Consider the following 20,786-nt stretch of genomic DNA (forward strand, 5'->3'; position numbering starts at 1 on the left):
TCATCTCGCTCTACTCCCGCTCGCATTCGCGGCCCTCGCGGGCCGTGAAGCTCACCTCGGGCGCGTCGGCGCCGGCTTCGATCGTCGCCGGTTCGTCGGCCGTCACGGCGAGCGCGCCGGTCACCGTCCCCGAGATCACGACCCGACGGGCGCAGATTTCGCCGCCGGCCGTGCGCCCGGAGATGACGACCAGGCCGTCCTCGCGGTCATGGGGGCGCCGGCCCGGATCGGCGTAGATCTCGAGCGGCCCCTCGACGATGCCGGCGATGCGCGCCGTGCGCGCCGCGGCGTCGAGCCGGCCGCTGATCAGCCCGTCGACGTCAAGCTCGGCGGCGTTGACGCGCACGTCGCCGCTGGCCTGGAAGCCGTCTTCGAGAACGAGGTCGGCGGCGTTGACGCGCACATCGGAGAACACGCCCGACAGGCGCGCATCAGCCACGTTGGCGCGGAAGCCCCCGCCGACCGATCCATCGAAGCGCAGATCGGCGGCGTTGACCTCGAAGGCGCCGCCGACCGGCCCGCTCCAGCGCATGTCGGCGACGTTCATGTCGACGTCTTCGGCGACCTCGCCGTCGAACACGACGTCGGCGGCGGCGCCCTCGAGCGAACCGAGGCTGAGATCCTCGCCGCGGAAGTCCGCGCCGGCGACGCTCAGCCGCCCGCCGACACGGCCCGACAGGCTGACATCGGCGCCGGCGACTCGAAAGTCGCCGTCCTCGTCGAGCGTCGCGCTGACATCGCCGCCGATCAGGTTCTGCTTGCCCTTGGAGGCGTAGGCCGCCCCGCTCGTATCGACATAGATGCATCCGCCGAGCGCCAGCGCCATCGCGCCGGCCGCCGCCGTGGTGAGAAGGAGTCGCGTCATCGAGCCGCTCCCGTATTGTTTTCGACCAACCATATCGAAACTCGATAACATATCGAAACTCGATAACAAAGGTTTTTTTCGAAAAACGATAAATTTCTGCAGATGGGGGCCGGGATGGCGGGTCCCGAATGACGAGAGGCGGCCCCGCCGGGGACCGCCTCTCGCCTAAGGAATTCGAGGGTCGGGCCGTCTAGCAGCGCTCGTCCTCGCGCGGTTCGTAGCGCACGCCCTCCAGCGTCTCGCCGTCGACGAACTCGGGCGGCGAATCGGCGATGACGAGCAGCTCGCCGCCGACCGACGCGCCCCAGCCGAACTCGACCTCGTGGGCGCAGATCCGCCCGCCCTGTTCGAGCGGGCCGGACACCTCGACGCGCGAGCGGTCGCCGCGGCGGAACAGCCCGCCCCGGCCCTCGCCGCGGATTTCGACGGGCGCGGCGAACCGGCCTTCGAGCCGGACCGATCCCATGTTGATCTCGACCGGCCCCTCATAGACGCCGCGCAGCGTGGCGCGCCCGGCATTGACCTCGACCGGCCCGGAGAACGTTCCGTCCAGCGTCGTCCCGCCGGCGTTGACCTCGGTGCGGCCGCCCGCCGAGCCGGTGAATTCGACGCTGGCGCCGTTGAGATCGACGTCGCCGCCGACATCGGCCTCGACGTCCACGCTGGCGCCGTTGAGATCGACCCAGCCGCCGACGCGGCCGCGCACCGTCACCGATACGCCGTTCATCTCGACATTGCCGTCGGTGTCGGTGTCGATCACGCCGGCGATGCCGTCGAAGGACTGGTTGCGCGCGTGCGCGGTCCCGAACGAGGCGGCGAGCGCCGCGGCGAGCAGAACTGTCTTCATCATCATCTCCCGTTGTTGCGGCCCGTCGGCCGCGGTCACGGGAGTGATGCGCCTGCTTGGCGGATCGGATGCGTCAGTAGTGGAGCGCGCGGTCGTACGCGTCGAGCACGCTCTCGTGCATCATCTCCGACAGCGTCGGGTGCGGGAAGATCGCGTGCATGAGCTCGGCCTCGGTCGTCTCGAGCGTCTTGCCGACGGCGTAGCCCTGGATGAGTTCGGTGACTTCGGCGCCGATCATGTGGGCGCCCAGAAGCTCGCCGGTCTTCTTGTCGAAGATCGTCTTGATCAGCCCCTGGTCCTCGCCGAGCGCGATCGCCTTGCCATTGCCCACGAAGGGGAAGCGGCCGACGCGGATGTCGTGGCCGGCGTCCTTCGCCCCCTGCTCGCTGAGGCCCACCGAGGCGATCTGGGGATGGCAGTAGGTGCAGGCGGGAATGTTCGACTTGTCGATGGGATGGACGTCCTCGCCGGCGATCTTTTCCACGCAGATCACGCCTTCGTGGCTCGCCTTGTGGGCCAGCCAGGGCGCGCCCACGACGTCGCCGATGGCGTACAGCCCCTTCACCCCGGTGCGCCCGAAGCCGTCGGCGACGACATGGCCCTTGTCGATCTCGACGCCGAGCTCCTCGAGGCCGAGATTCTCGACATTGCCGGTGATGCCGATGGCGAGCACGACGCGGTCGACCTCGATCGTCTCGGTCTTCCCGTCCTTCTTCTTCACCGTCGCCTTCACGGTCTTCGAGCCCTTGTCGAGCTTCTCGACCTGGGCCTCGGTGAGGATGTTGAGGCCCTGCTTCCTGAACTGCTTTTCGGCCATCGCCGAGATCTCTTCGTCCTCGGCGGGCACGATACGGTCGACCATCTCCACGACCGTCACGTCGGCGCCCATCGTGTGATAGAAGCTCGCGAACTCGATGCCGATCGCCCCCGAACCGATGACCAGCATCGATTTCGGCATCGCCTCGGGAACCATCGCCTCCTTGTAGGTCCAGATGAATTTGCCGTCGGGCTCGAGCCCGGCCTTGGGGATCGTGCGCGCCCGCGCCCCGGTGGCGAGGATGACGTGCCTGGCCTTGTAGCCCGTCTCCTTGTCCTCCTTGCCCTTCACCAGGACCTTCGGCGCGTCGCCGCCCTTCTCGAGGCGCGCCTCGCCCTCGATCACCGTGACCTTGTTCTTCTTCATGAGATGACCGACGCCCGAGGACAGCCGCCCGGCGACTTTCCGCGAGCGCTTGACCACGGCCTCGATGTCGAACCCGACATTGTCGGCCTTCAGCCCGAATTCCTCGGCGCGCTGGAACAGGTGATAGATGTCCGAGGTGCGCAGGAGCGCCTTGGTCGGGATGCAGCCCCAGTTCAGGCACACGCCGCCGAGCTTGTCGCGCTCGACCACTGCGGTCTTGAATCCCAGCTGGGCGGCGCGGATGGCGGCGACATAGCCGCCCGGTCCGCCGCCGATGACGATCACGTCGAATTCGGTCTCGGCCAACACGATCTCCCTGGAACAGCCGGCGGGCGGGTCCCGCGTCGGCGCCGTTCATAACGGCGCCGCGCCGCGCGCGCCACCATCGCCGCGCGGTTTGCGCTTTTCTCGCCGAAGGCGCGTCTCCATGCTGTCGACGAGACAAGGAGACGCCGATGACGATAGACGCCCTGCGCACCCCCGACGACCGTTTCGCCAACCTGCCCGGCTGGGGTTTCGAGCCGGCCTATATCGACGACCTGCCCGGCTATGAGGGCCTGCGCCTGGCTTATGTCGACGAGGGGCCGAAGACGGGCGCGCCGGTCTTCCTGTGCCTGCACGGCGAACCGACCTGGGGCTATCTGTTCCGCAAGATGGCGCCGGTCTTTGTCGCCGCCGGCGCGCGCGTGGTCATTCCGGACTTCTTCGGCTTCGGCCGCTCCGACAAGCCCGTCGACGACGCGGTCTACACCTTCCACTGGCACCGGAACTATCTGAAGGCCTTCATCGAGCGGCTGAGCCTCACCGATATCTGCCTGGTCTGCCAGGACTGGGGCGGGCTGCTCGGGCTCACCCTGCCGATGGACTATCCCGACCGCTTCACGCGGCTGATCGTGATGAACACGGGGCTCGGAACCGGCCAGAGCCCCGGCGAAGGCTTCGAGGCCTGGCGCGCCTACGCCGCGGCCAATCCCGATCTCGACGTCGCCGGGCTGATGAAGCGGGCCACGCCGATCCTCGCCGACGACGAGGCGGCCGCCTACGCCGCGCCCTTCCCCGACGAGCGCTACAAGGCCGGCGTACGCCGCTTCCCCGCCATCGTGCCGACCTCGCCGGACATGGAGGGCGTCGAGACCGGAAAGCGCGCGCTGAAATTCTGGAGCGAGGACTGGGCGGGCGACAGCCTGATGGCGATCGGCATGGAGGACCCCGTGCTCGGCGCGCCGCTGATGGAGCAGCTGCACGCCCGGATCCGCAACTGCCCCGAGCCGATGCGTCTCGCCGGGGCGGGCCATTTCGTCCAGGAATGGGGCGAACCGATCGCGCGCGAGGCGGTGAAGCGCTTCGGGCTAGCTCATGCGTAGACGATCAGTCTCGGTCAAAGCGTCTCTAAGGAATTGCTTTGCCGAGTATCGAATCTCGTTTGCTAAAATATCTGTCGTCGCATATTTCACAAGTGGTTGATCAACTAGATTACGCGAATGCTCTAGGCCATCAAAATTTGATAACCAACGTTCACTTAATTTGTTATCGCGTACTTCTTTGATAGCAGAAACAATTGAAGCAAATTTGACCTCTGATTTATCTGCCAAAAGCAATTCAATTGTCTTATTAGGCTCTGACATATATGCAGCAAGCCAATAAACACTATCATCGATATAGTCTCCAGCATCCCTCTTCTGCAATTCATCGCCTCCATTTTCTTTACTTAACTCGTCAATAAGCTTAGCAGCAGCCATAGCGTGCAAATGAATGTATTTCCTCGCAATCAATCGCCTCGATATGAGAATACTCACTAGCAAAAATAGTGCACAATATAAGAAGGCGGCAATTGACAATAAATCTATGACTTGAAGAGCGCTCATTGCTCCGCTCCCGAGCGCTGTGTGTACCCAAATCTCGCGCGTGCCTCCTGAGATTTCTTTACAGTCATAGCAGCCTGCACGCCAATAGACGCAAATACAATTAACCCACATAAGACGATGAGAGGTTTCATAATTCGCATCAAGTCTAACGAAATTGCCTCTAGCTCAGACGATAGTGATGCATAAACAGCTAGGAAAGCTACACACAAAATAAGTCCGAAACCGCATAATATTGCAATAAGATTCGTAATTATTGGAAATCGAATTTTTTGCCGTAAACAATCCCAATTCAACTCTACTGCTTCTAATACGCAAGCCATAGAAATCGCCATAACAACAACAAATATATCATCAATTATATGTAATATAATCGGAACGTTAGACCCATTATTCTCTAAAACAAGAGCTTCAGCCCACTGAAACCCCAGAGGGATAATGATGATCGTTGCAGCAATCATCATGAAGATAACTTTCACAATTGCATCAATGAATAGCCGCAAACGCCTCCTCCGTTCATGCAATTTAGACGCTGAGAAATTTCAATCTAAGAGCGCCCGCCAATCCCGTCAATAATTCTGATATACGAGGGATCCGCGATGGGGCCCGTTGGGCTGCGGTTTGATGCTCCCAAATCTTACTCTTCGGTGCAACTGCGACGCGACAACCCAACAAGCGAAGAATCCTATCCGCTCAGCGCGGCAGTCGAAGCGGGGCGCGACCTCATCGCACCTCTCGGACTGTTGCGGTCACCTCTTGAGATGCGATTAGTACAGCTATCGCCGGATGTCCTAAGTAAGGCGGTCGGCAAGCCACTGTAACCGCCGTCGAGCTATTTCGACGGCGCGAGCATGCGATCGGATAGCTTGATAGCGAAGGGGCCGAACTGTTTGGCGATCCCCGTCCAGTCCTCAGCCCTGCCATCGGTCATGGCGCGAAACCTCGCGCGCGGTGCGGTCGGGTGCTGATCATCGGCAACTGCGAGACCCCCATAGCGAAAGATCAGCTTGGGGCCGGGACCCGGCTGCGGCAAGACGGTCAGCCGTCCCCGCCGCTGCAGTCGGCCTCGGCGCCGCCGACGAAGATCCAGCGTCCGCCGAGCCACGGAGTCTGACCGGCCGGGTCGGCGCGCTCGATGACGTAGGCGAAGGCGCCGCCGGTCGGCGCGGCCCAGGTCTCGTAGGTGATCTGCCGGCCGTCGCCGGTCTGCGCGGTGTTGGTGAAGTCGAAGCCGCCGCCCTCGACCGGGTAGCCGACGATGTCGATCGCCTCGAAGCCCATGCCCTCCCCGGTGAAGCGGCCGGTCACGCGGGTTTCGTCGGCGGTCTCGTCGAGCACGTAGCGGCCGTCGGAAACGACGCGCCAGCCCTCGCCGTCCTCCTCGGCGAGCATCATGCAGCCCTCGACCGCCGCGCCGTCGTCGACCATGAGGAAGGCCTGCCGGATCTGACCGTCCTCCGACTCCCAGACTCCCAGGTAAGGGCCGAAGGCGCGCCTGAGCTCGGCGTTCCCGCCGCCCGACCCGCCGGGTTCGGCCGAACACGCCGCGAGCGCGAGGGCCAGAATCGCAAAACCAAGATACCGCATCGCGCTCATCCTCCCCGCAAGGCCCGCCTCAATGCAAGCCGGACGCCTCGCCTACATCAGCATCGTCGTGGGATCCTCGACGAAGCCCTTGAACGCGGCGAGCCATTCCGCGCCGGTCGCGCCGTCGACGACGCGATGATCGCAGGTGAGCGTCACCGTCATCACGGTGGCCTTGGCGAGCGCGCCGTCCTCGACGACCGGGCGCTCCTCGCCCGCGCCGACCGACAGGATCATGCCCTGCGGCGGATTGAGGATCGAGGCGAAGGACTTCACCCCGAACATGCCGAGATTGGACAGCGAGAAGGTGCCGCCCTGGTATTCCTCGGGCTTGAGCTTGCGGTCGCGGGCGCGCGCGGCGAGATCCTTCATCTCGGTCGAGATCTCGACGAGACCCTTGCGGTCGGCGTCGCGGATCACCGGCGTGATCAGTCCGCCCTCGATCGCCACGGCGACGGCGACGTCGGCGTGCTTGTGCAGGGCGATGCGGCCGTCCTCGATCCAGGAGGCGTTGGCTCTGGGGACCTGCTTGAGCGCGGTCGCGCTCGCCCGGATCAGCACGTCGTTGACCGACACCTTCACGCCCTCGGGCGCGCGCTCGTTGACCTTCTTGCGAAAGGCCAGCAGCTCGTCGAGCCGGATATCGACGGTGAGCGGGAAGTGCGGCACGTCGCGGAAGGATTCGGTGAGCCGGCGCGCGGAGACCTTGGTGACGTTGTCGGCCTTCTCGATCTCGTAGCGCTCGGCGGGAATGCCGTGGCGCGCCAGCGGCTCGGACTCGTCGATCTCGACTTTCTCCGGCGCGGCGGCGGCCTTCGCGTCCTCCTTGGCCGGGACGCCCTTTTCCTTCGCCTCCTCGATGTCGCGCTTGACGATGCGCCCGTGCGGGCCGGAGCCCTCGAGCGCGGCGAGATCGATGCCCGCCTCCTTCGCCAGCCGGCGCGCCAGCGGCGAGGCCTTCACGCGGTTCCCCGCGCCGTTGACCGCGGCCGGCGCCTTCGTCTGCGCGGCGTCGGCGCGCACGCCCGGGCGGTCAGAGGCTTGCTCCGCCTTTCCTGAATCCCCGGACGCGCCTTCGGCGCGATCCGGGGCCTTTTCGGCCTTGTTCTCATCCGAGGCCCCGGATCGCTTCTTCGAAGCGTCCGGGGTTTCAGATTCGTCCTTCTTCTGCGCACCGCCCCCGCCGGGCTCGTAGCCCTCGAGCGCGCTCTCGTCCTCGCCCTCCTCGAGCAGCAGGCCGATCGGCTGATTGACCTTCACGCCCTCGGTCCCCTCGTCGACCAGGATCTTGCCCATCACGCCCTCGTCGACGGCCTCGACCTCCATGGTCGCCTTGTCGGTCTCGATCTCGGCGATGACGTCGCCCGCGGAGACCTCGTCGCCGGGCTTCACGGTCCACTTCGCGAGCGTGCCCTCCTCCATGGTCGGCGACAGGGCGGGCATCAGGATTTCGGTGGGCATCGGGGCGACCTCTCGCGAACAAACGGCGCGTTACGGGCTCATATCGTCCCGCGCGCGTTTCTTCAATTCATCCAGCCGCGCAATCGCGCCGGCGATGTCGTCGCGCGTCAGCCGCGGATTGATCGGGCACAGGCGCAGCACGACCCGGCCGCGCAGCTGCGTGGTGACGACGGCGTCCGGCGCCCGCTCGGCGCGCTGGCGGCGCGCGATGGCGTCGTTGAGCGCGTCGCAGGCCGCCCCGTCCCAGCCCTCGGGCGCGGCGCGGAAGGTGATCACGCCCATCCCGGCGGGCGTCACCACCTCCCAGTCCGGCAGGCCGGCCAGGCGGTCTCCCGCGAACTCGGCCATCTCGAAACCGCGGTCGATGGCGCGCGCGATCTCCTCGGTTCCGAAGCACTGCACGGCCAGCCACAGCTTGAGCCCGCGCGCCGAGCGGGTGAGCTGCGGGCCGAATTCGCAGAAATTGATCTCGCCCGACATGGTCGCGGTGTCGCGGAGATATTCCGGGCGCACGTCGAACGCATCGCGCAGGTGCGCCGGATCGCGGACCAGCACGCCGCCGATCTCGAAGGGCTGGAACAGCCATTTGTGGGGATCGAAGGCGATCGAGTCCGCCCGGCCCAGGCCAGTCAGCGCGTCCGCGCCGCGCGCGCAGAACGCCGCGCAGGCCCCGTAGGCGCCGTCGACATGCAGCCACAGACCCTCGGCGTCGCAGAGATCGGCGAGCGCGGGCAGCGGATCGACCGCGCCGGTATTGGTCGTTCCCGAATTGGCCACGACGCAGAACGGCGTCAGCCCGGCGCGGCGGTCTTCGTGGACGGCGCGCTCCAGGGCGGCGGGATCGAGCCGGAACCCGCCGTCGCTCTCGAGCTTGCGGTATTGCTCCGGTCGAAAACCCAGGATCCTGAGCGCGCGCTCGACGGCCGAATGCGTCTGGTCGGAGGCGTAGATCACCGCGCTCGCCATATCGCCGGCGAGCCGGACATGGCGCGCGGCGGCGAGCGCGGTGAGATTGGCCGCCGATCCGCCCGAGGTGAACAGCCCGCCCGCGCCGTCGGGAAAGCCGAAGGCCCCGGCGATCCAGGCGATCAGCTCGCGTTCGAGGCGGGCGTAACCCGCCGAGGCCATCCAGGTGCCCGCGAAGATATTGAAGCCGGACGCGTACAGATCGCCCAACGCGCCCATGAAATTCCCCGGACCCGGCACGAAGGAGAAAAACCGCGGATGGTCGACATGGGTGATGTTGTCGAAGACGGCCGCGTCCAGTTCGGCGGCGACCGCGTCGAATTCGCGCCCCTCAGCGGGCGGCGGCGTCAGCGCCGGGAAGTTCCCGCCGAATTCGCGCCAGGGCGATCGGTCTTCGAGCTCCGCCAGATGATCGACGATGCGGTCGACGGCGGCGTAGCCGCGCCGGCGCATCTCCTCGGGCGACAGGGAAAGCAGGGGATCGTCGTCGCTCACGATGGCGTCTCGGTCATGAGGGCGGGTCCGGTCGTCGGGAAAGACGCGCCGCAACGATCGCGGCGCGTCGGCGCAGCTTCGACGATCGGACCGGGCGGCTCAAGCGCGGCGACCGATCCCGCTCAGCCGTGGCCGCCGTTCGCGAGATGGCTTTCGAGGCAGCCCCGCATGGCGAGATAGGACGGCCGCCGGCCGGTCTCCTCGAACCGGTCCAGGCAGGCCTGCTCGGTTTCGTCGTCGACGCGTTCGAGCAGGACGCGCACGACCTCGCGATTGCGCGCCTCGCCGGTGAGGCAGTCCTGATACATCTGCTCCAGGTACGTCCCGTACTGGCGCGCCATCGCCTCGCACGCCGCCTCGGTGTCGAACGCCGGCGACAATTCCTCGAACTCTCCGGATTCGCCGGCCGGCTGCGCGGCAAGCGCCGCGGCCAAGATGAGCCACGCCATCACACCATCCTCGCGTCGCGCCCCGCGACCCCGGGGCCATCATGGCGCCATGCAGCAACGGCGCCGACGCGGTTTGTCAGATGAAGTGCAGCGGGGGCGGGATGGGGGAAATCTACGGTCTTTCAGGACCTCTGGAGATCCTGACTTTCGGCGCGCCCTGACAGATGAAGCGGATATATTCCGTGGTCGCGTCGATGTGGTAGGCGCGTAGATCGTCAAGGCGCTCATAAGCTTCGCGGAAGTTTCCCGTAATTGCTCGCCGGAGTCGCTCCATAGCGGGCGCCGAGGTATCCGAAGGCTTCAGCGGTCCGGGGTCCATCTGATCCTGCGAGAACTCGTCTAGGATGGCGAAGAAGATGGGTCTTATATCTATCGTCGCAGTACGCCCAAGCCCCTCGCTCGGCTCGCCGGCCTCCTCCAGTCGGACGCGGATGCCCAGCTCACCCATCCACGTGACCTCTTTCAGGAACCAGAAGCTGCCATCATAGAGTTCCTCGATTTCATAGACTTGCTCGAAGTCCGTGAAAACGCTGTCCCACATGTCGCGCCCCTCAGTTCCGGATCGAGCCCTCGACCGTATCGGTCGGGTTGTCGATCTCGGCGCCGAAAAGCTCGAGGATCTCCTCGAGCGCGGCGTCGGGCCCGGCGGCCTTGCCGGTCTGGGCGAGCGCGGATGCGAAATGGCGGGCGAAGTCGGCGAGCATGATGCCGGCGCTCGCGCCGTTCTCGACCTGGTCGACGTCGATATGGACGGTCATGCCGGCTTCGGCGGTGCGGAACGCGACGAAGAAGGGGACGTCCTCGTGTTCCGCCATGTCCGCCTCCCCTACTCCGCGTAGCAGACCGCCTTCGCTGCGGCGATTATGTCCTCAACGCCCGGTAGCGACAAGGTCTCCAGATTGGCGGCGTAGGGCAGCGGCACGTCGGCCTGGTGGACGCGCGCGGGCGGGGCGTCGAGATAGTCGAAGGCCTCGTTGGTCACGACCGCGGCGATCTCCGCGCCGATGCCGGAGCGCCCCCAGCCTTCCTCGGCGCAGACGATGCGATTGGTCTTCTTCACCGACTCCACGACCGTGTCGGTGTCGAGCGGGCGCAGGGTCCTCAGATCGATCACCTCGGCGTCTATGCCGGCTTCCGCCAGCGTCTCGGCGGCCTCGAGCGCGAAGGCGACCATGCGCGAATGCGCCACGATGGTGACGTCGCTTCCCTCGCGCCGGACGCGCGCCTTGCCGATCGGCAGCACCCAGTCGTCCCAGTCGGGCACGTCGAAGCTCTCGCCGTAGATGAGCTCGTGCTCGAGGAATATGACCGGGTTGGGGTCGCGGATGGCGGCCTTGAGAAGCCCCTTGGCGTCGGCGGCGTCGTAGGGCGCGATCACCTTCAGGCCCGGCACGTGGGCGTACCAGCTCGAATAGTCCTGGCTGTGCTGGGCGCCGACGCGGGCCGCCGCGCCGTTGGGGCCGCGGAACACGATCGGACAGCCCATCTGGCCGCCGGACATGTAGAGCGTCTTGGCGGCGGAATTGATCAGGTGGTCGATCGCCTGCATGGCGAAGTTGAAGGTCATGAACTCGACGACGGGGCGGAGCCCGCCGAAGGCCGCGCCGACGCCCAGCCCGGCGAAGCCGTGCTCGGTGATCGGGGTGTCGACGACGCGCTTGGGCCCGAACTCGTCGAGCAGGCCGCGCGTGACCTTGTAGGCGCCCTCGTACTCGGCGACCTCCTCGCCCATCACGAAGACCGTCTCGTCGCGGCGCATCTCCTCGGCCATGGCGTCGCGCAGCGCGTCGCGCACGGCGGTCTCCTTCCACTCGACGTCGTCGGGGACCTCGGGGTCGGAGGCGGCCGGTTGCGCATGGCGGACCTTTTCGGGGGCTTCCCCCCGGCCCTCGCCCTTCGAGACGGCGCTACGCGCCTCCTCAGGGTGAGGGCCTTGCTTATCGTCCTCATCCTGAGGAGCGCTCGAAGAGCGCGTCTCGAAGGACGAGGACGATTCAGATTCCCCGCCGGGCTCGTAGCCCTCGAGCGCGCTTTCGTCCTCGCCGTCTTCGAGCAGGAGCGCGATCGGGGCGTTGACCTTCACGCCCTCGGTCCCCTCCTCGACGAGGAGCTTGCCGACGGTCCCCTCCTCGACGGCCTCGACCTCCATCGTGGCCTTGTCGGTCTCGATCTCGGCGATGACGTCGCCCGAGGACACCTCGTCGCCGGGCTTGACCGTCCATTTCGCCAGCGTGCCCTCCTCCATGGTGGGCGACAGGGCGGGCATGAGCACTTCGATGGGCATCAGGCGCTTTCCTTCGAAGAAGGCTGATATTCGAGAACGTGTTCGCGCATGCGCTCGGCGAAGGCGAGCAGCGTGTTCATCGGCCGGATGAGGACTTCGAGGCGGGCCATCCGGCCCTGGTCATCGAGCGAGATCCGGTCGATCCCGACGAGGTCCTTGCCGTCCACCGAGCCGGTGAATTCGAGGATGATCTCGTCGCCGTCGACCCACTCGCGGCGGTAGTCGAACCCTTCCACGATGTCGATCACGCCCTGGAGGATGTGGATCAGATAGGCCTTGTCGGCGCTCGGCTTCCACACCACCGGCGAATGCAGTTCGCAGCCCTCGGCGATGATCGCGTCCATGCGCGAGGCGTCGCGCGCGGCGACGGCCTCATGCCAGGCGGCGAGGAAGGCTCGAGTCTCGCCGTTCATGCCGCGCCCTCGTCCTTCTGGAAAAGCCCCACCACATTGCCGTCCGGGTCCTTGAGATAGCCGACCCAGCCCACGCCCGGCAGCGCGAATTTCGGCAGAGCCTCCACGCCGCCCGCGCCGAGACCGGCCGCCATGGCGGCGTCGAGGTCGGCGACGTCTACGGTGATGATCGCGCCCATGACGGGCGCGCCCTCGCCCGGGGGCGGCCCCATGCGCTTGATCATCCGTCCCTTCGCTCCGGCGTCGGACCCCGTGCGTATCTCCCAGAAGACCGCGTCGCCGAATGCGTGTTCGACGAAGGACCAGCCGAACGCCGCTTCATAGAAGGCGGCGCTCGCGGCCTGATCGCTGGTGTGGATCTCGAACGTGGCGACGGCTCCGCTCATCGGCCCGCTACCCCTCCACCAGCACGTCGGTGTAGAGCTCGTCGGGATCGGGCTCGGGGCTCTCCTTGGCGAACTCGGCGGCCTCGTTGACGATCGCCTTGACCTCCTTGTCGAGTTCCTTGAGCGCGTCCTCGTCAGCGTAGCCGGCGTCGACAATGGTCTTGCGCGCATTGTCGATCGGATCGTTGTGCTCGCGATACTCGTTGACCTCGTCGCGGGAGCGGTACTTCGCCGGGTCCGACATCGAGTGGCCGCGATAGCGATAGGTCTTCATCTCGAGGATGTAGGGGCCCTTGCCGTCGCGGGCGTGCTTGATCGCCTTCTTCGCGGCCTCGTGCACGGCGAGGATGTCCATGCCGTCGACCTCGTCGCCGGGAATGTTGAAGCTGGCGCCGCGCTTGTAGAGATGGGTTTCGGCCGAGGAGCGCTTCACGCTCGTGCCCATGGCGTACTGGTTGTTCTCGATGACGTAGACGACCGGCAGGTTCCAGAGCTTGGCCATGTTGAAGCTCTCGTAGACCTGGCCCTGATTGGCCGCGCCGTCGCCGAAATAGGTCGCGCAGACCTTGCCGTTCTCCCTGTAGGCGTCGGCGAAGGCCAGCCCGGTGCCGATCGGGACCGAGGCGCCGACGATGCCGTGCCCGCCGAAGAACTGCTTCTCGCGCGAGAACATGTGCATCGAGCCGCCCTTGCCGCGCGAGTAGCCGCCCTCGCGGCCGGTGAGCTCGGCCATCACGCCCTTGGGATCCATGCCGGTGGCCAGCATGTGGCCGTGATCGCGATAGCCGGTGATCACCTGGTCGCCGTCCTCGAGCGCGCCCTGCACGCCGACCACGACGGCCTCCTGGCCGATATAGAGATGGCAGAAGCCCGCGATCAGCCCCATGCCGTAGAGCTGGCCGGCCTTCTCCTCGAAGCGCCGGATGACGAGCATGTCCTTGTACCAGGCCAGCAGCTCGTCCTTCGCCACGGACGGCTTCTTCGACCGGCTCGCGCCGCGCTTCGACGCGCCGGACTTCGAGGTCGAGGAGGACTTGGACGAGGAAGAGGAGGCGGAGCGTTTCGTCGCCATTATTCACACGCGAAATAAATCGCGCTCCCTGTCGGATACGAGGGAGCGTTTAACAGCCCCGGCGCGCGCAGGTAAAGCGGAACCGGCGCGCGGCGCGGTCAATTGTGGGACGTTCGGGCGCCGGCCTCAGTAGCCGGAGTCGCGGGACTCGATCTTGACGATGATCTCGTCGGGATGGGCGAAGTTGAGCACCTCGCGGGCGCGCTCCTCGACATAGTCGAGATCCAGCCCGTCGCCCGAGGGCGAGAGCCGCGCGACGCGATCCTCGAGCGCGGCGCGCTCGGCGCGCACCGCGGCGAGCTCCGCCTCGGCCTCGGCGATGCGGCCCTTCACGACGACGTAATTGAGATAGCCCTGCTCGCCGTGCAGCGCGTGATAGCCGAGATAGCTGATCACCACCGCCCAGATCGCCGGGGCGAGGAAGCCCTTCAGCCTCCGCATCGCCGTCTCCATCCACCGCCCGCCTTTTCTGCGGATCGTGCAGGATGAGAATGCCCGGCTATCGTAAAGGAACAGTTAGGCGAATCGCTCCCGCCGCGTTAACCCGCGGCGAGCGCGGACCGCCCGGCGTACTCCGCCATGTCGCCGAGCTCGGCCTCGATGCGGAGCAGCTGGTTGTACTTCGCGGTGCGGTCGGAGCGCGCCAGCGATCCGGTCTTGATCTGCCCGCAATTCGTCGCCACGGCGAGATCGGCGATGGTCGCGTCCTCGGTCTCGCCGGAGCGGTGGCTCATCACCGCGCCATAGCCCGAGCGCAGCGCCATCTCCACGGCGTCGAGGGTCTCGGTGAGCGTGCCGATCTGATTGACCTTGACCAGGATGGCGCTCGCCGCGCCCTCCTCGATGCCGCGCGCCAGGCGGTCGGGATTGGTCACGAACAGGTCGTCGCCGACGAGCTGGCAATCGCCCTCGAGCGTCTCGGTGAGCGTCTTCCAGCCCGCCCAGTCGTCCTCGGCCATGCCGTCCTCGATGGACGCGATGGGATAGGTCTTCACCAGCTTCTTCAGGTATTCCGCGAACCCGTCGGCGTCATAGCTCTCGCCGGCGCCCTCGAGCACGTATTTCCCGTCCTTGAAGAACTCGGTCGAGGCGACGTCGAGGGCGAGCACGACGTCGTCGCCGGCCGAATAGCCCGCTTCCGCGATCGCGGCCATGATGGCGTCGAGGGCCTCCTCGGCGCTCTTGAAGTCGGGCGCGAAGCCGCCCTCGTCGCCGACATTGGTGTTGCGGCCTTCCGACTTCAGCCGCGCCTTGAGGGCGTGGAACACCTCCGCGCCGCAGCGCAGGGCCTCGGAGAAGCTCGGCTGCCCGACGGGCATGATCATGAATTCCTGGAAGTCGATCGGGTTGTCGGCGTGGGCGCCGCCATTGACGATGTTCATCATCGGCGCGGGCAGCATGCGCGCATTGGCGCCGCCGACATAGCGATAGAGCGGCAGGCGCGCGGCCTGCGCGGCCGCCTTCGCCGTGGCCAGCGAGACGCCGAGCATGGCGTTGGCGCCGAGATCGGCCTTGTTCGCCGTGCCGTCGAGATCGATCAGGGTCGCGTCGATGCGGCGCTGGTCCTCGGCCTCGAAGCCGGCGAGCGCATTGAAGATGTCGGTCTCGACCGCCTTGACCGCCTCCAGCACGCCCTTGCCGCCATAGCGTTTCCCGCCGTCGCGCTTCTCGACGGCCTCGTGGGCGCCGGTGGACGCCCCCGACGGCACGGCGGCGCGACCGGTCGAGCCGTCCTCCAGGACCACGTCGACCTCGACCGTCGGGTTGCCCCGGCTGTCCAGGATCTCGCGGGCGACGATGTCGACGATGGCGGTCATGGAGCGGTCCTCGCGATGCTGGATGCGGCGCGCGGGCGCGCGCGGGAATCGCGGGCTTCATAGACGAGCCCGTCGAACGCGAAAAGCCCCGCGCCTGTCCGCTCGGTCCCCGTCGTCTCCGGCCTGCAGGACACCCCGCCCCGGCCCTCCCCTCGAGGGGAGGGAGACCGGAAGCGTCCGAGGCGTTCGTCCGCGCAACGACGTCCGTCGCAGCAAACGCATCCGTCGCCGCAAACACATCCGTCGCCGCAAACACATCCGTCGCCGCAGAATTGCGATTCGTGCGGGACGCCCTTCCCCCTCCCCCGCTTGCGGGGGAGGGTCGGGGTGGGGGCCACAACGCAAAAAGCCCCGCGCCTCGGGCGCGGGGCTCATGCATCCAGACGGCGGCGCGAGCCGCGGGAGGACTTAGTCCTCCTTCGACTCCAGCACCTGCTTGCCGCGATACATGCCGGTCTTCAGATCGACATGGTGCGGCCGACGCAGCTCGCCGGTGTCCTTGTCCTCGACATAGGCCGGATTCTTCAGCGCGTCGTGGCTGCGGCGATGATTGCGCTTCGACGGCGAGACTTTTCTCTTCGGGACCGCCATGGGTCTCTCCCGGACTGATGAGCGAATTCCGTCCGCCGGCGGCGGGCCGTCGGCGTGAGCGCGTGCGTATACATGCCGCCGCGCGGCGTGGCAACCGGCGTGATGCGCGGGGCTCAGCGCCCTCGCCGCACCGATCCGGCGCTGCTCTCGCGCTCGTCGTAACGCGCGGGATCGCCATGGACGATCACGTCGGCGGCGCTGCGCGCCGTCGCATCGGCGGCCTCGCTGGCGAAGACGCGCGCATTGGCGGCCGAACGCGCGTCGACCGTCACCCGTTCGCATTCGAGGTCCTGTGCGTTCAGATCGGCGGCGCTGGACGCGCTGGCGTCGAGATCGCCGCATCGGCCCGACAACCGCGCGTCGGCCGCCGACGAGACGCGCACCCGCAATGTCTCGGCGTCGATCCCCTCGACGCGGGCGTCCACGGCGGCGGCGAAAGTCAGCTCGGAGACGGCCGGCGCCCGAACGTGAACGACGGCGTCGGAGCCGGCGATGTCGCCGAACCAGCGCCGCCAGAACGGCTCGTCGGGCTCCTCCAGCTCGATGCGCAGCTCGCCGCTGCGCACATCGACGTCGAAGCGTTCGATCTCCTCGGGATCGCCGTCGATGGTCACGGCGTGCGGCTGACCGAGCGTCACCTCGATGCGAAAATCGCCGCGCGCGTCGATCGCGCTGAAGGGTTCGACGTCGACGGTTTCGCCCGCCTGGGCGAGCGCCGCGGCGGCGATGAGGGTTGTGATCATGTCTCTGGCTCCCTGTCTCGGGTTCGGTTCGCAATCGAACCGATGATGCGCGCGAACCGCATCCTGGATGCAGACGCGCATATTCTACCCGAATTAATGCGCGCGACCCGCCGCTATCCTGAGCATGCGCGAATCGACCGGAGCGATAATGGCCGAGCTTGAGGTATTCTTCCGCATCTCAGCGATCGCGCTGTTCGCCGCCCAGATCGCGCTTGTGCTGCGCGATGCGCGCGTCGAGCCCGCAGCGCGCTTCTATGCGCTGATGGCGCTCGGCGTCATCGGGTTTTTGGCGACCCACGCCAGCGTCGATCTCGCTCTGCCGGCGGGCCTTCACGCGCCGCTCTCGTTCCTGAGCAAGACCGCCGCGCTCTTCATCTGGTGGTTCGTGTTCGCCCTGTTCGTGGACGGGTTCCGGCTTGGTCGTGCGGAGATCGGCTTTGCGGCGGCCTGGGTCGCGCTCGTTCCGTTCGGTTTCGAACCGGTCGCGCGTCTGGCGCCGGACATCGCGGGCCTCGCCTCGGGCGGCCGGACGATCATGGCGGCCGGGCTGGCGGTCTATATTCTGGCGCGCCTGCTGGCCGACCGGGCGATCGACCTCGTCGAGCCGCGCCGCCGGGCGCGGGTCTGGCTGGCCGGCGCGATCATGGCGATCTTCCTCGCCGATCTGGCCAGCGATTACATCCTGGGTTTCGGCGCGCCTCCGCTCGCCTACTCGACCGCTCAGAAGGGCGCGATCCTGATCTTCGCCTTCGCCGGGATGCTCATCATCGCTCAGGGCCGGCCGGACGTGTTCAGGTTCGAGTCCCGGCCCGCTGCGACCGGACCCCAAGCGATAGACGCCGCGCTGAATGCGCGCCTTCAGAGCGCGCTCTCGGACGGCGTGCATCTTGAGCCGGCGTTGAGCCTGCCCGCCCTCGCCAGGCGGCTCGGCGCGCCGGAGCACAGGCTGCGCAAGCTCATCAATGAAGGTCTCGGCCACCGCAATTTCCGTGGCTTTCTCAATGCGCGCCGGGTGGAGACCGCCAAGGCTCTGCTCGCCGATCCGCAGCGGTCGAGCGACAGCATCACCGCCATCGCCTTCGACGCCGGCTTCGCCTCGCTCGCCAGCTTCAACCGGGTGTTCAAGGAAACCGTGGGCGAAACGCCCTCGGAGTGGCGGCGCAAAAACCGTCCATAAAATTCGATGTTCAAGCTTTTGAGGTGCGTTTTTCCAGTTTTGAGGAGCACGCCTGCGGGCGATGCATCACAGCCAGGGCTGTCGGCATTCACAAGGAGATCTCCCCGTGTCCTCAGTCCACATCACCGCAGAGCTCATCGAAATGGGCGCCATGCTCGGCGTCCTGCTTCTCTCCGGCCTTATCTTCCGCAAATCCGTTCGCCCGGGCTGGTTCCTCGCCTCCATCGGCGCGATCATTGTCGGGCTTGGCGCGTGGGCGCGCGGCTATGGGTGGATCCATGAGCCCGCCGTCTTCGACCAGCTCAGCTACCCGTGGTTCGATTACGTGCTTCTTGGCGCGGTCAGCATCGCGATCATTCTGGCGATGCCTGATGGCTGGCGGCGCAGCGGCATGACGCTGCGCCACACCGGCCCGGGCGTCCCCTGGGCGCTGGGCCTGTCTTTAGCGCTTTGCGGATTTCTGACCTATACGGCGGTCGCCGACGTGTTCGGCTCGCCGGAATTCGAACTGGAGCCAGTCGCGTTCAACGCCTTCGCCTCGGTTCCGGTGGAAGAGCTCTTCTTCCGCGGAGTGATCGTCGCGCTCATGCTGGAAGCCTTCGGCGCGCGGCGCACCTTGCTGCGCGCGGAAATGAACTGGGGGCTGATTCCGGCTGCGGTCGTGTTCGGCTTCGGCCACCTCACCTCGGTGTCCGGCGGCGAGGAGATCGTGATCAACTACTTCCAGACCCTGTGGACCGTGTTCGGCGGCTTTGTGCTTGTCTGGCTGCGCGTCGCGACGGGCAGTCTGCTCCTGCCGTTCGCCGTCCACCTCTACGGCAACCTGATCCATTTCTTCATCTAGCGCCTCGAGGGCCGCGTTAAGCAGAGCCGATCAGACCAGCCGGGACTGCTCGACCGCCGCGGCGATGAAGCTGGCGAACAGCGGATGGGGATCGAAGGGCCGCGACTTGTACTCGGGATGGTACTGCACGCCGACGAACCAGGGATGGTCGCGATACTCGACGATCTCCGGCAGCACGCCGTCCGGCGACAGCCCGGAGAAGATCAGGCCGGCGTCCTCGAGCTGTTCGCGATAGGCGACATTGACCTCGTAGCGATGCCGGTGACGCTCGGAGATCTGCGCGGAGTCGTAGATCTCGCGGACCCGGGAGCCTTCGCTCAGCAGGGCGGGAAAGGCCCCGAGCCGCATCGTGCCGCCCAGATCGCCGCCCTCGTAGCGGCGCACGACCTCGTTGTCCTTCACCCATTCGGTGAGCAGGCCCACGAGCGGGGGATCGGCCTCGCCGAACTCGCTCGTGCCCGCGCCGTCCATGCCGGCGAGATTGCGCGCCGCCTCGATGACGGCCATCTGCATGCCGAAGCAGATGCCGAAATACGGAATCTTCCGCTCGCGGGCGAAGCGGGCCGCGGCGATCTTGCCCTCCGCGCCGCGCTCGCCGAAGCCGCCGGGCACCAGGATGGCGTGGACGTCCTCGAGCGGGCTGAACGCGTCGGGCTGCTCGAACTGCTCGGAGTCGAGCCACTTGATGCGGACCTTGACGTCATTGGCGATGCCGCCGTGGGCGAGCGCCTCCATCAGGGATTTGTAGGCGTCGACCAGCACCGTGTACTTGCCCACGATCGCGACGGTGACCTCGCCGTCCGGCGCGTGAACCGCGTGCGAGATCGCCTTCCACTTCGACAGGTCGGGTTCGGGCGCGTCCTCGACGCCGAAGCGTTCCAGCACGACCGTGTCGAGGCCCTGGGCGTGGTACTCGAGCGGCACGTCGTAGAGCGACTCCGCGTCCAGCCCCTCGATCACGGCGGCCTCGGGCACGTTGCAGAACAGCGCGATCTTGCGCCGGTCGCCGGGATCGATCGGCTGCTCGCACCGGCACAGCAGGATGTCGGGCTGGATGCCGATCGAGCGCAGCTCCTTGACCGAGTGCTGCGTCGGCTTGGTCTTCATCTCGCCGGCGGCCTTGATGAAGGGCAGCAGCGTGACGTGCATGAACACGGCCTGCTCGCGGCCGAGCTCCTGGCCGAGCTGACGGATCGCCTCGAAGAAGGGCAGCCCCTCGATGTCGCCCACCGTGCCGCCGATCTCGCACAGCACGAAGTCGACGTCGCCGGCGTCCGACAGGACGAATTCCTTGATGGCGTCGGTGACGTGGGGAATCACCTGCACCGTCGCGCCGAGATAATCGCCGCGCCGCTCCTTCTCCAGGATGTTCCGGTAGAGCCGGCCCGTCGTGATGTTATCGCTCTGGGCCGCCGACACGCCGGTGAAGCGTTCGTAATGGCCCAGGTCGAGATCGGTCTCGGCGCCGTCATCGGTGACGAAGACCTCGCCGTGCTGATACGGCGACATCGTTCCGGGGTCGACATTGAGATACGGGTCGAGCTTGCGCAGACGCACGGAGTATCCGCGCGCCTGCAACAGCGCGCCCAGCGCGGCTGAGGCGAGGCCTTTTCCAAGCGAGGAGACCACGCCGCCCGTGATGAAGATATAACGCGGCATGGGCGGACGGCTTAGCGCAGAATCGGATCGGGTGGAAGCGACAGTGCGCCGCTCAGCTGTGTAGAGTTATGAGTTTCGCGCGCCGGAG

Annotated in this window: 24 protein-coding genes; 4 read left to right on the top strand and 20 right to left on the bottom strand. The window is 66.6% G+C overall.

From position 1 onward, the window contains the following. Positions 1 to 10: 10 nt before the first annotated feature. From DDZ18_RS05785 to lpdA, 3 genes are all read right to left on the bottom strand, one after another. Complete coding sequence (locus DDZ18_RS05785) at positions 11 to 865, bottom strand: hypothetical protein (protein WP_109252434.1); 855 nt, start codon at positions 863 to 865, stop codon at positions 11 to 13. 190 nt (positions 866 to 1,055) lie between these two features. Continuing rightward, positions 1,056 to 1,712, bottom strand: coding sequence for a hypothetical protein (locus tag DDZ18_RS05790; RefSeq protein WP_109252435.1), 657 nt, complete (start codon positions 1,710 to 1,712; stop codon positions 1,056 to 1,058). Positions 1,713 to 1,785: 73 nt separating this feature from the next. Continuing rightward, on the bottom strand, positions 1,786 to 3,201 hold the full coding sequence (gene lpdA, locus DDZ18_RS05795) for a dihydrolipoyl dehydrogenase (RefSeq protein ID WP_109252436.1): 1,416 nt from the start codon (positions 3,199 to 3,201) through the stop codon (positions 1,786 to 1,788). Positions 3,202 to 3,350: 149 nt separating this feature from the next. On the opposite strand from lpdA, the gene DDZ18_RS05800 reads away from it, so the two are divergent. Further along, entirely contained in the window at positions 3,351 to 4,259 is a 909-nt protein-coding gene (locus DDZ18_RS05800; RefSeq protein WP_109252437.1) for a haloalkane dehalogenase, read from the top strand. Here the strand turns inward: DDZ18_RS05800 and DDZ18_RS13700 are convergent. The 12 genes from DDZ18_RS13700 to pdhA form a co-directional block, all read right to left on the bottom strand. Next, on the bottom strand, positions 4,245 to 4,760 hold the full coding sequence (locus tag DDZ18_RS13700) for a hypothetical protein (RefSeq protein WP_146190614.1): 516 nt from the start codon (positions 4,758 to 4,760) through the stop codon (positions 4,245 to 4,247). The two genes, DDZ18_RS05800 and DDZ18_RS13700, sit on opposite strands and share 15 nt — an antisense overlap. Continuing rightward, the gene (locus tag DDZ18_RS13705; protein WP_146190615.1) at positions 4,757 to 5,236 is read right to left on the bottom strand and encodes a hypothetical protein; all 480 of its coding nucleotides are present in this window, start codon (positions 5,234 to 5,236) and stop codon (positions 4,757 to 4,759) included. The genes DDZ18_RS13700 and DDZ18_RS13705 overlap by 4 nt, the downstream gene beginning before the upstream one ends. Before the next feature lie 559 nt (positions 5,237 to 5,795). Further along, positions 5,796 to 6,344: a hypothetical protein gene (locus tag DDZ18_RS05805; RefSeq protein ID WP_146190616.1), complete on the bottom strand. Its 549-nt coding sequence runs from the start codon at positions 6,342 to 6,344 to the stop codon at positions 5,796 to 5,798. 51 nt (positions 6,345 to 6,395) lie between these two features. Further along, on the bottom strand, positions 6,396 to 7,802 hold the full coding sequence (locus DDZ18_RS05810) for a pyruvate dehydrogenase complex dihydrolipoamide acetyltransferase (RefSeq protein WP_109252439.1): 1,407 nt from the start codon (positions 7,800 to 7,802) through the stop codon (positions 6,396 to 6,398). 30 nt (positions 7,803 to 7,832) lie between these two features. Further along, on the bottom strand, positions 7,833 to 9,263 hold the full coding sequence (locus DDZ18_RS05815; RefSeq protein ID WP_109252440.1) for a pyridoxal phosphate-dependent decarboxylase family protein: 1,431 nt from the start codon (positions 9,261 to 9,263) through the stop codon (positions 7,833 to 7,835). 122 nt (positions 9,264 to 9,385) lie between these two features. Continuing rightward, complete coding sequence (locus DDZ18_RS05820; RefSeq protein WP_109252441.1) at positions 9,386 to 9,712, bottom strand: hypothetical protein; 327 nt, start codon at positions 9,710 to 9,712, stop codon at positions 9,386 to 9,388. 112 nt (positions 9,713 to 9,824) lie between these two features. Further along, on the bottom strand, positions 9,825 to 10,253 hold the full coding sequence (locus tag DDZ18_RS05825; RefSeq protein ID WP_109252442.1) for a hypothetical protein: 429 nt from the start codon (positions 10,251 to 10,253) through the stop codon (positions 9,825 to 9,827). Between the two features lie 10 nt (positions 10,254 to 10,263). Continuing rightward, complete coding sequence (locus tag DDZ18_RS05830) at positions 10,264 to 10,527, bottom strand: DUF5076 domain-containing protein (RefSeq protein ID WP_109252443.1); 264 nt, start codon at positions 10,525 to 10,527, stop codon at positions 10,264 to 10,266. 11 nt (positions 10,528 to 10,538) lie between these two features. Further along, a complete protein-coding gene (locus DDZ18_RS05835) occupies positions 10,539 to 11,996 on the bottom strand; it encodes a pyruvate dehydrogenase complex E1 component subunit beta (protein ID WP_109252444.1) in 1,458 nt (485 codons plus the stop codon). Next, complete coding sequence (locus tag DDZ18_RS05840) at positions 11,996 to 12,409, bottom strand: nuclear transport factor 2-like protein (protein ID WP_109252445.1); 414 nt, start codon at positions 12,407 to 12,409, stop codon at positions 11,996 to 11,998. Before DDZ18_RS05840 ends, DDZ18_RS05835 begins: the two co-directional genes overlap by 1 nt. Next, positions 12,406 to 12,795, bottom strand: a complete 390-nt coding sequence (locus DDZ18_RS05845; RefSeq protein WP_109252446.1) for a VOC family protein — start codon at positions 12,793 to 12,795, stop codon at positions 12,406 to 12,408. Before DDZ18_RS05845 ends, DDZ18_RS05840 begins: the two co-directional genes overlap by 4 nt. 7 nt (positions 12,796 to 12,802) lie before the next feature. After that, entirely contained in the window at positions 12,803 to 13,729 is a 927-nt protein-coding gene (pdhA, locus tag DDZ18_RS05850; RefSeq protein ID WP_408631536.1) for a pyruvate dehydrogenase (acetyl-transferring) E1 component subunit alpha, read from the bottom strand. A 4-nt stretch (positions 13,730 to 13,733) separates the two neighbouring features. Between pdhA and DDZ18_RS14095 the strand changes: the two genes are divergently transcribed. Beyond that, positions 13,734 to 14,000, top strand: a complete 267-nt coding sequence (locus DDZ18_RS14095; RefSeq protein ID WP_233245727.1) for a hypothetical protein — start codon at positions 13,734 to 13,736, stop codon at positions 13,998 to 14,000. Here the strand turns inward: DDZ18_RS14095 and DDZ18_RS05855 are convergent. The 4 genes from DDZ18_RS05855 to DDZ18_RS05870 all read right to left on the bottom strand — a co-directional run bounded on the left by DDZ18_RS05855 (position 13,994) and on the right by DDZ18_RS05870 (position 17,018). Then, positions 13,994 to 14,308: an FtsB family cell division protein gene (locus DDZ18_RS05855; RefSeq protein WP_109253063.1), complete on the bottom strand. Its 315-nt coding sequence runs from the start codon at positions 14,306 to 14,308 to the stop codon at positions 13,994 to 13,996. The two genes, DDZ18_RS14095 and DDZ18_RS05855, sit on opposite strands and share 7 nt — an antisense overlap. A gap of 98 nt (positions 14,309 to 14,406) precedes the next feature. Then, positions 14,407 to 15,684: a phosphopyruvate hydratase gene (gene eno, locus DDZ18_RS05860; RefSeq protein WP_109252448.1), complete on the bottom strand. Its 1,278-nt coding sequence runs from the start codon at positions 15,682 to 15,684 to the stop codon at positions 14,407 to 14,409. A 408-nt stretch (positions 15,685 to 16,092) separates the two neighbouring features. Then, positions 16,093 to 16,275: a 50S ribosomal protein L32 gene (gene rpmF, locus DDZ18_RS05865; RefSeq protein ID WP_109252449.1), complete on the bottom strand. Its 183-nt coding sequence runs from the start codon at positions 16,273 to 16,275 to the stop codon at positions 16,093 to 16,095. 113 nt (positions 16,276 to 16,388) lie between these two features. Next, positions 16,389 to 17,018, bottom strand: a complete 630-nt coding sequence (locus tag DDZ18_RS05870; RefSeq protein ID WP_158272083.1) for a GIN domain-containing protein — start codon at positions 17,016 to 17,018, stop codon at positions 16,389 to 16,391. Between the two features lie 148 nt (positions 17,019 to 17,166). Here DDZ18_RS05870 and DDZ18_RS05875 point away from each other — a divergent pair, with 148 nt between their 5' ends. Then, positions 17,167 to 18,195, top strand: a complete 1,029-nt coding sequence (locus DDZ18_RS05875; RefSeq protein ID WP_158272084.1) for an AraC family transcriptional regulator — start codon at positions 17,167 to 17,169, stop codon at positions 18,193 to 18,195. A gap of 142 nt (positions 18,196 to 18,337) precedes the next feature. After that, positions 18,338 to 19,039, top strand: a complete 702-nt coding sequence (locus tag DDZ18_RS05880) for a CPBP family intramembrane glutamic endopeptidase (RefSeq protein WP_158272085.1) — start codon at positions 18,338 to 18,340, stop codon at positions 19,037 to 19,039. 30 nt (positions 19,040 to 19,069) lie between these two features. Here DDZ18_RS05880 and DDZ18_RS05885 read toward each other — a convergent pair whose 3' ends face one another. After that, on the bottom strand, positions 19,070 to 20,698 hold the full coding sequence (locus DDZ18_RS05885) for a CTP synthase (protein WP_109252453.1): 1,629 nt from the start codon (positions 20,696 to 20,698) through the stop codon (positions 19,070 to 19,072). Positions 20,699 to 20,786: the final 88 nt, after the last annotated feature.

The organism is Marinicauda salina, assembly GCF_003122085.1.
Lineage (GTDB): Bacteria > Pseudomonadota > Alphaproteobacteria > Caulobacterales > Maricaulaceae > Maricicauda_A > Maricicauda_A salina.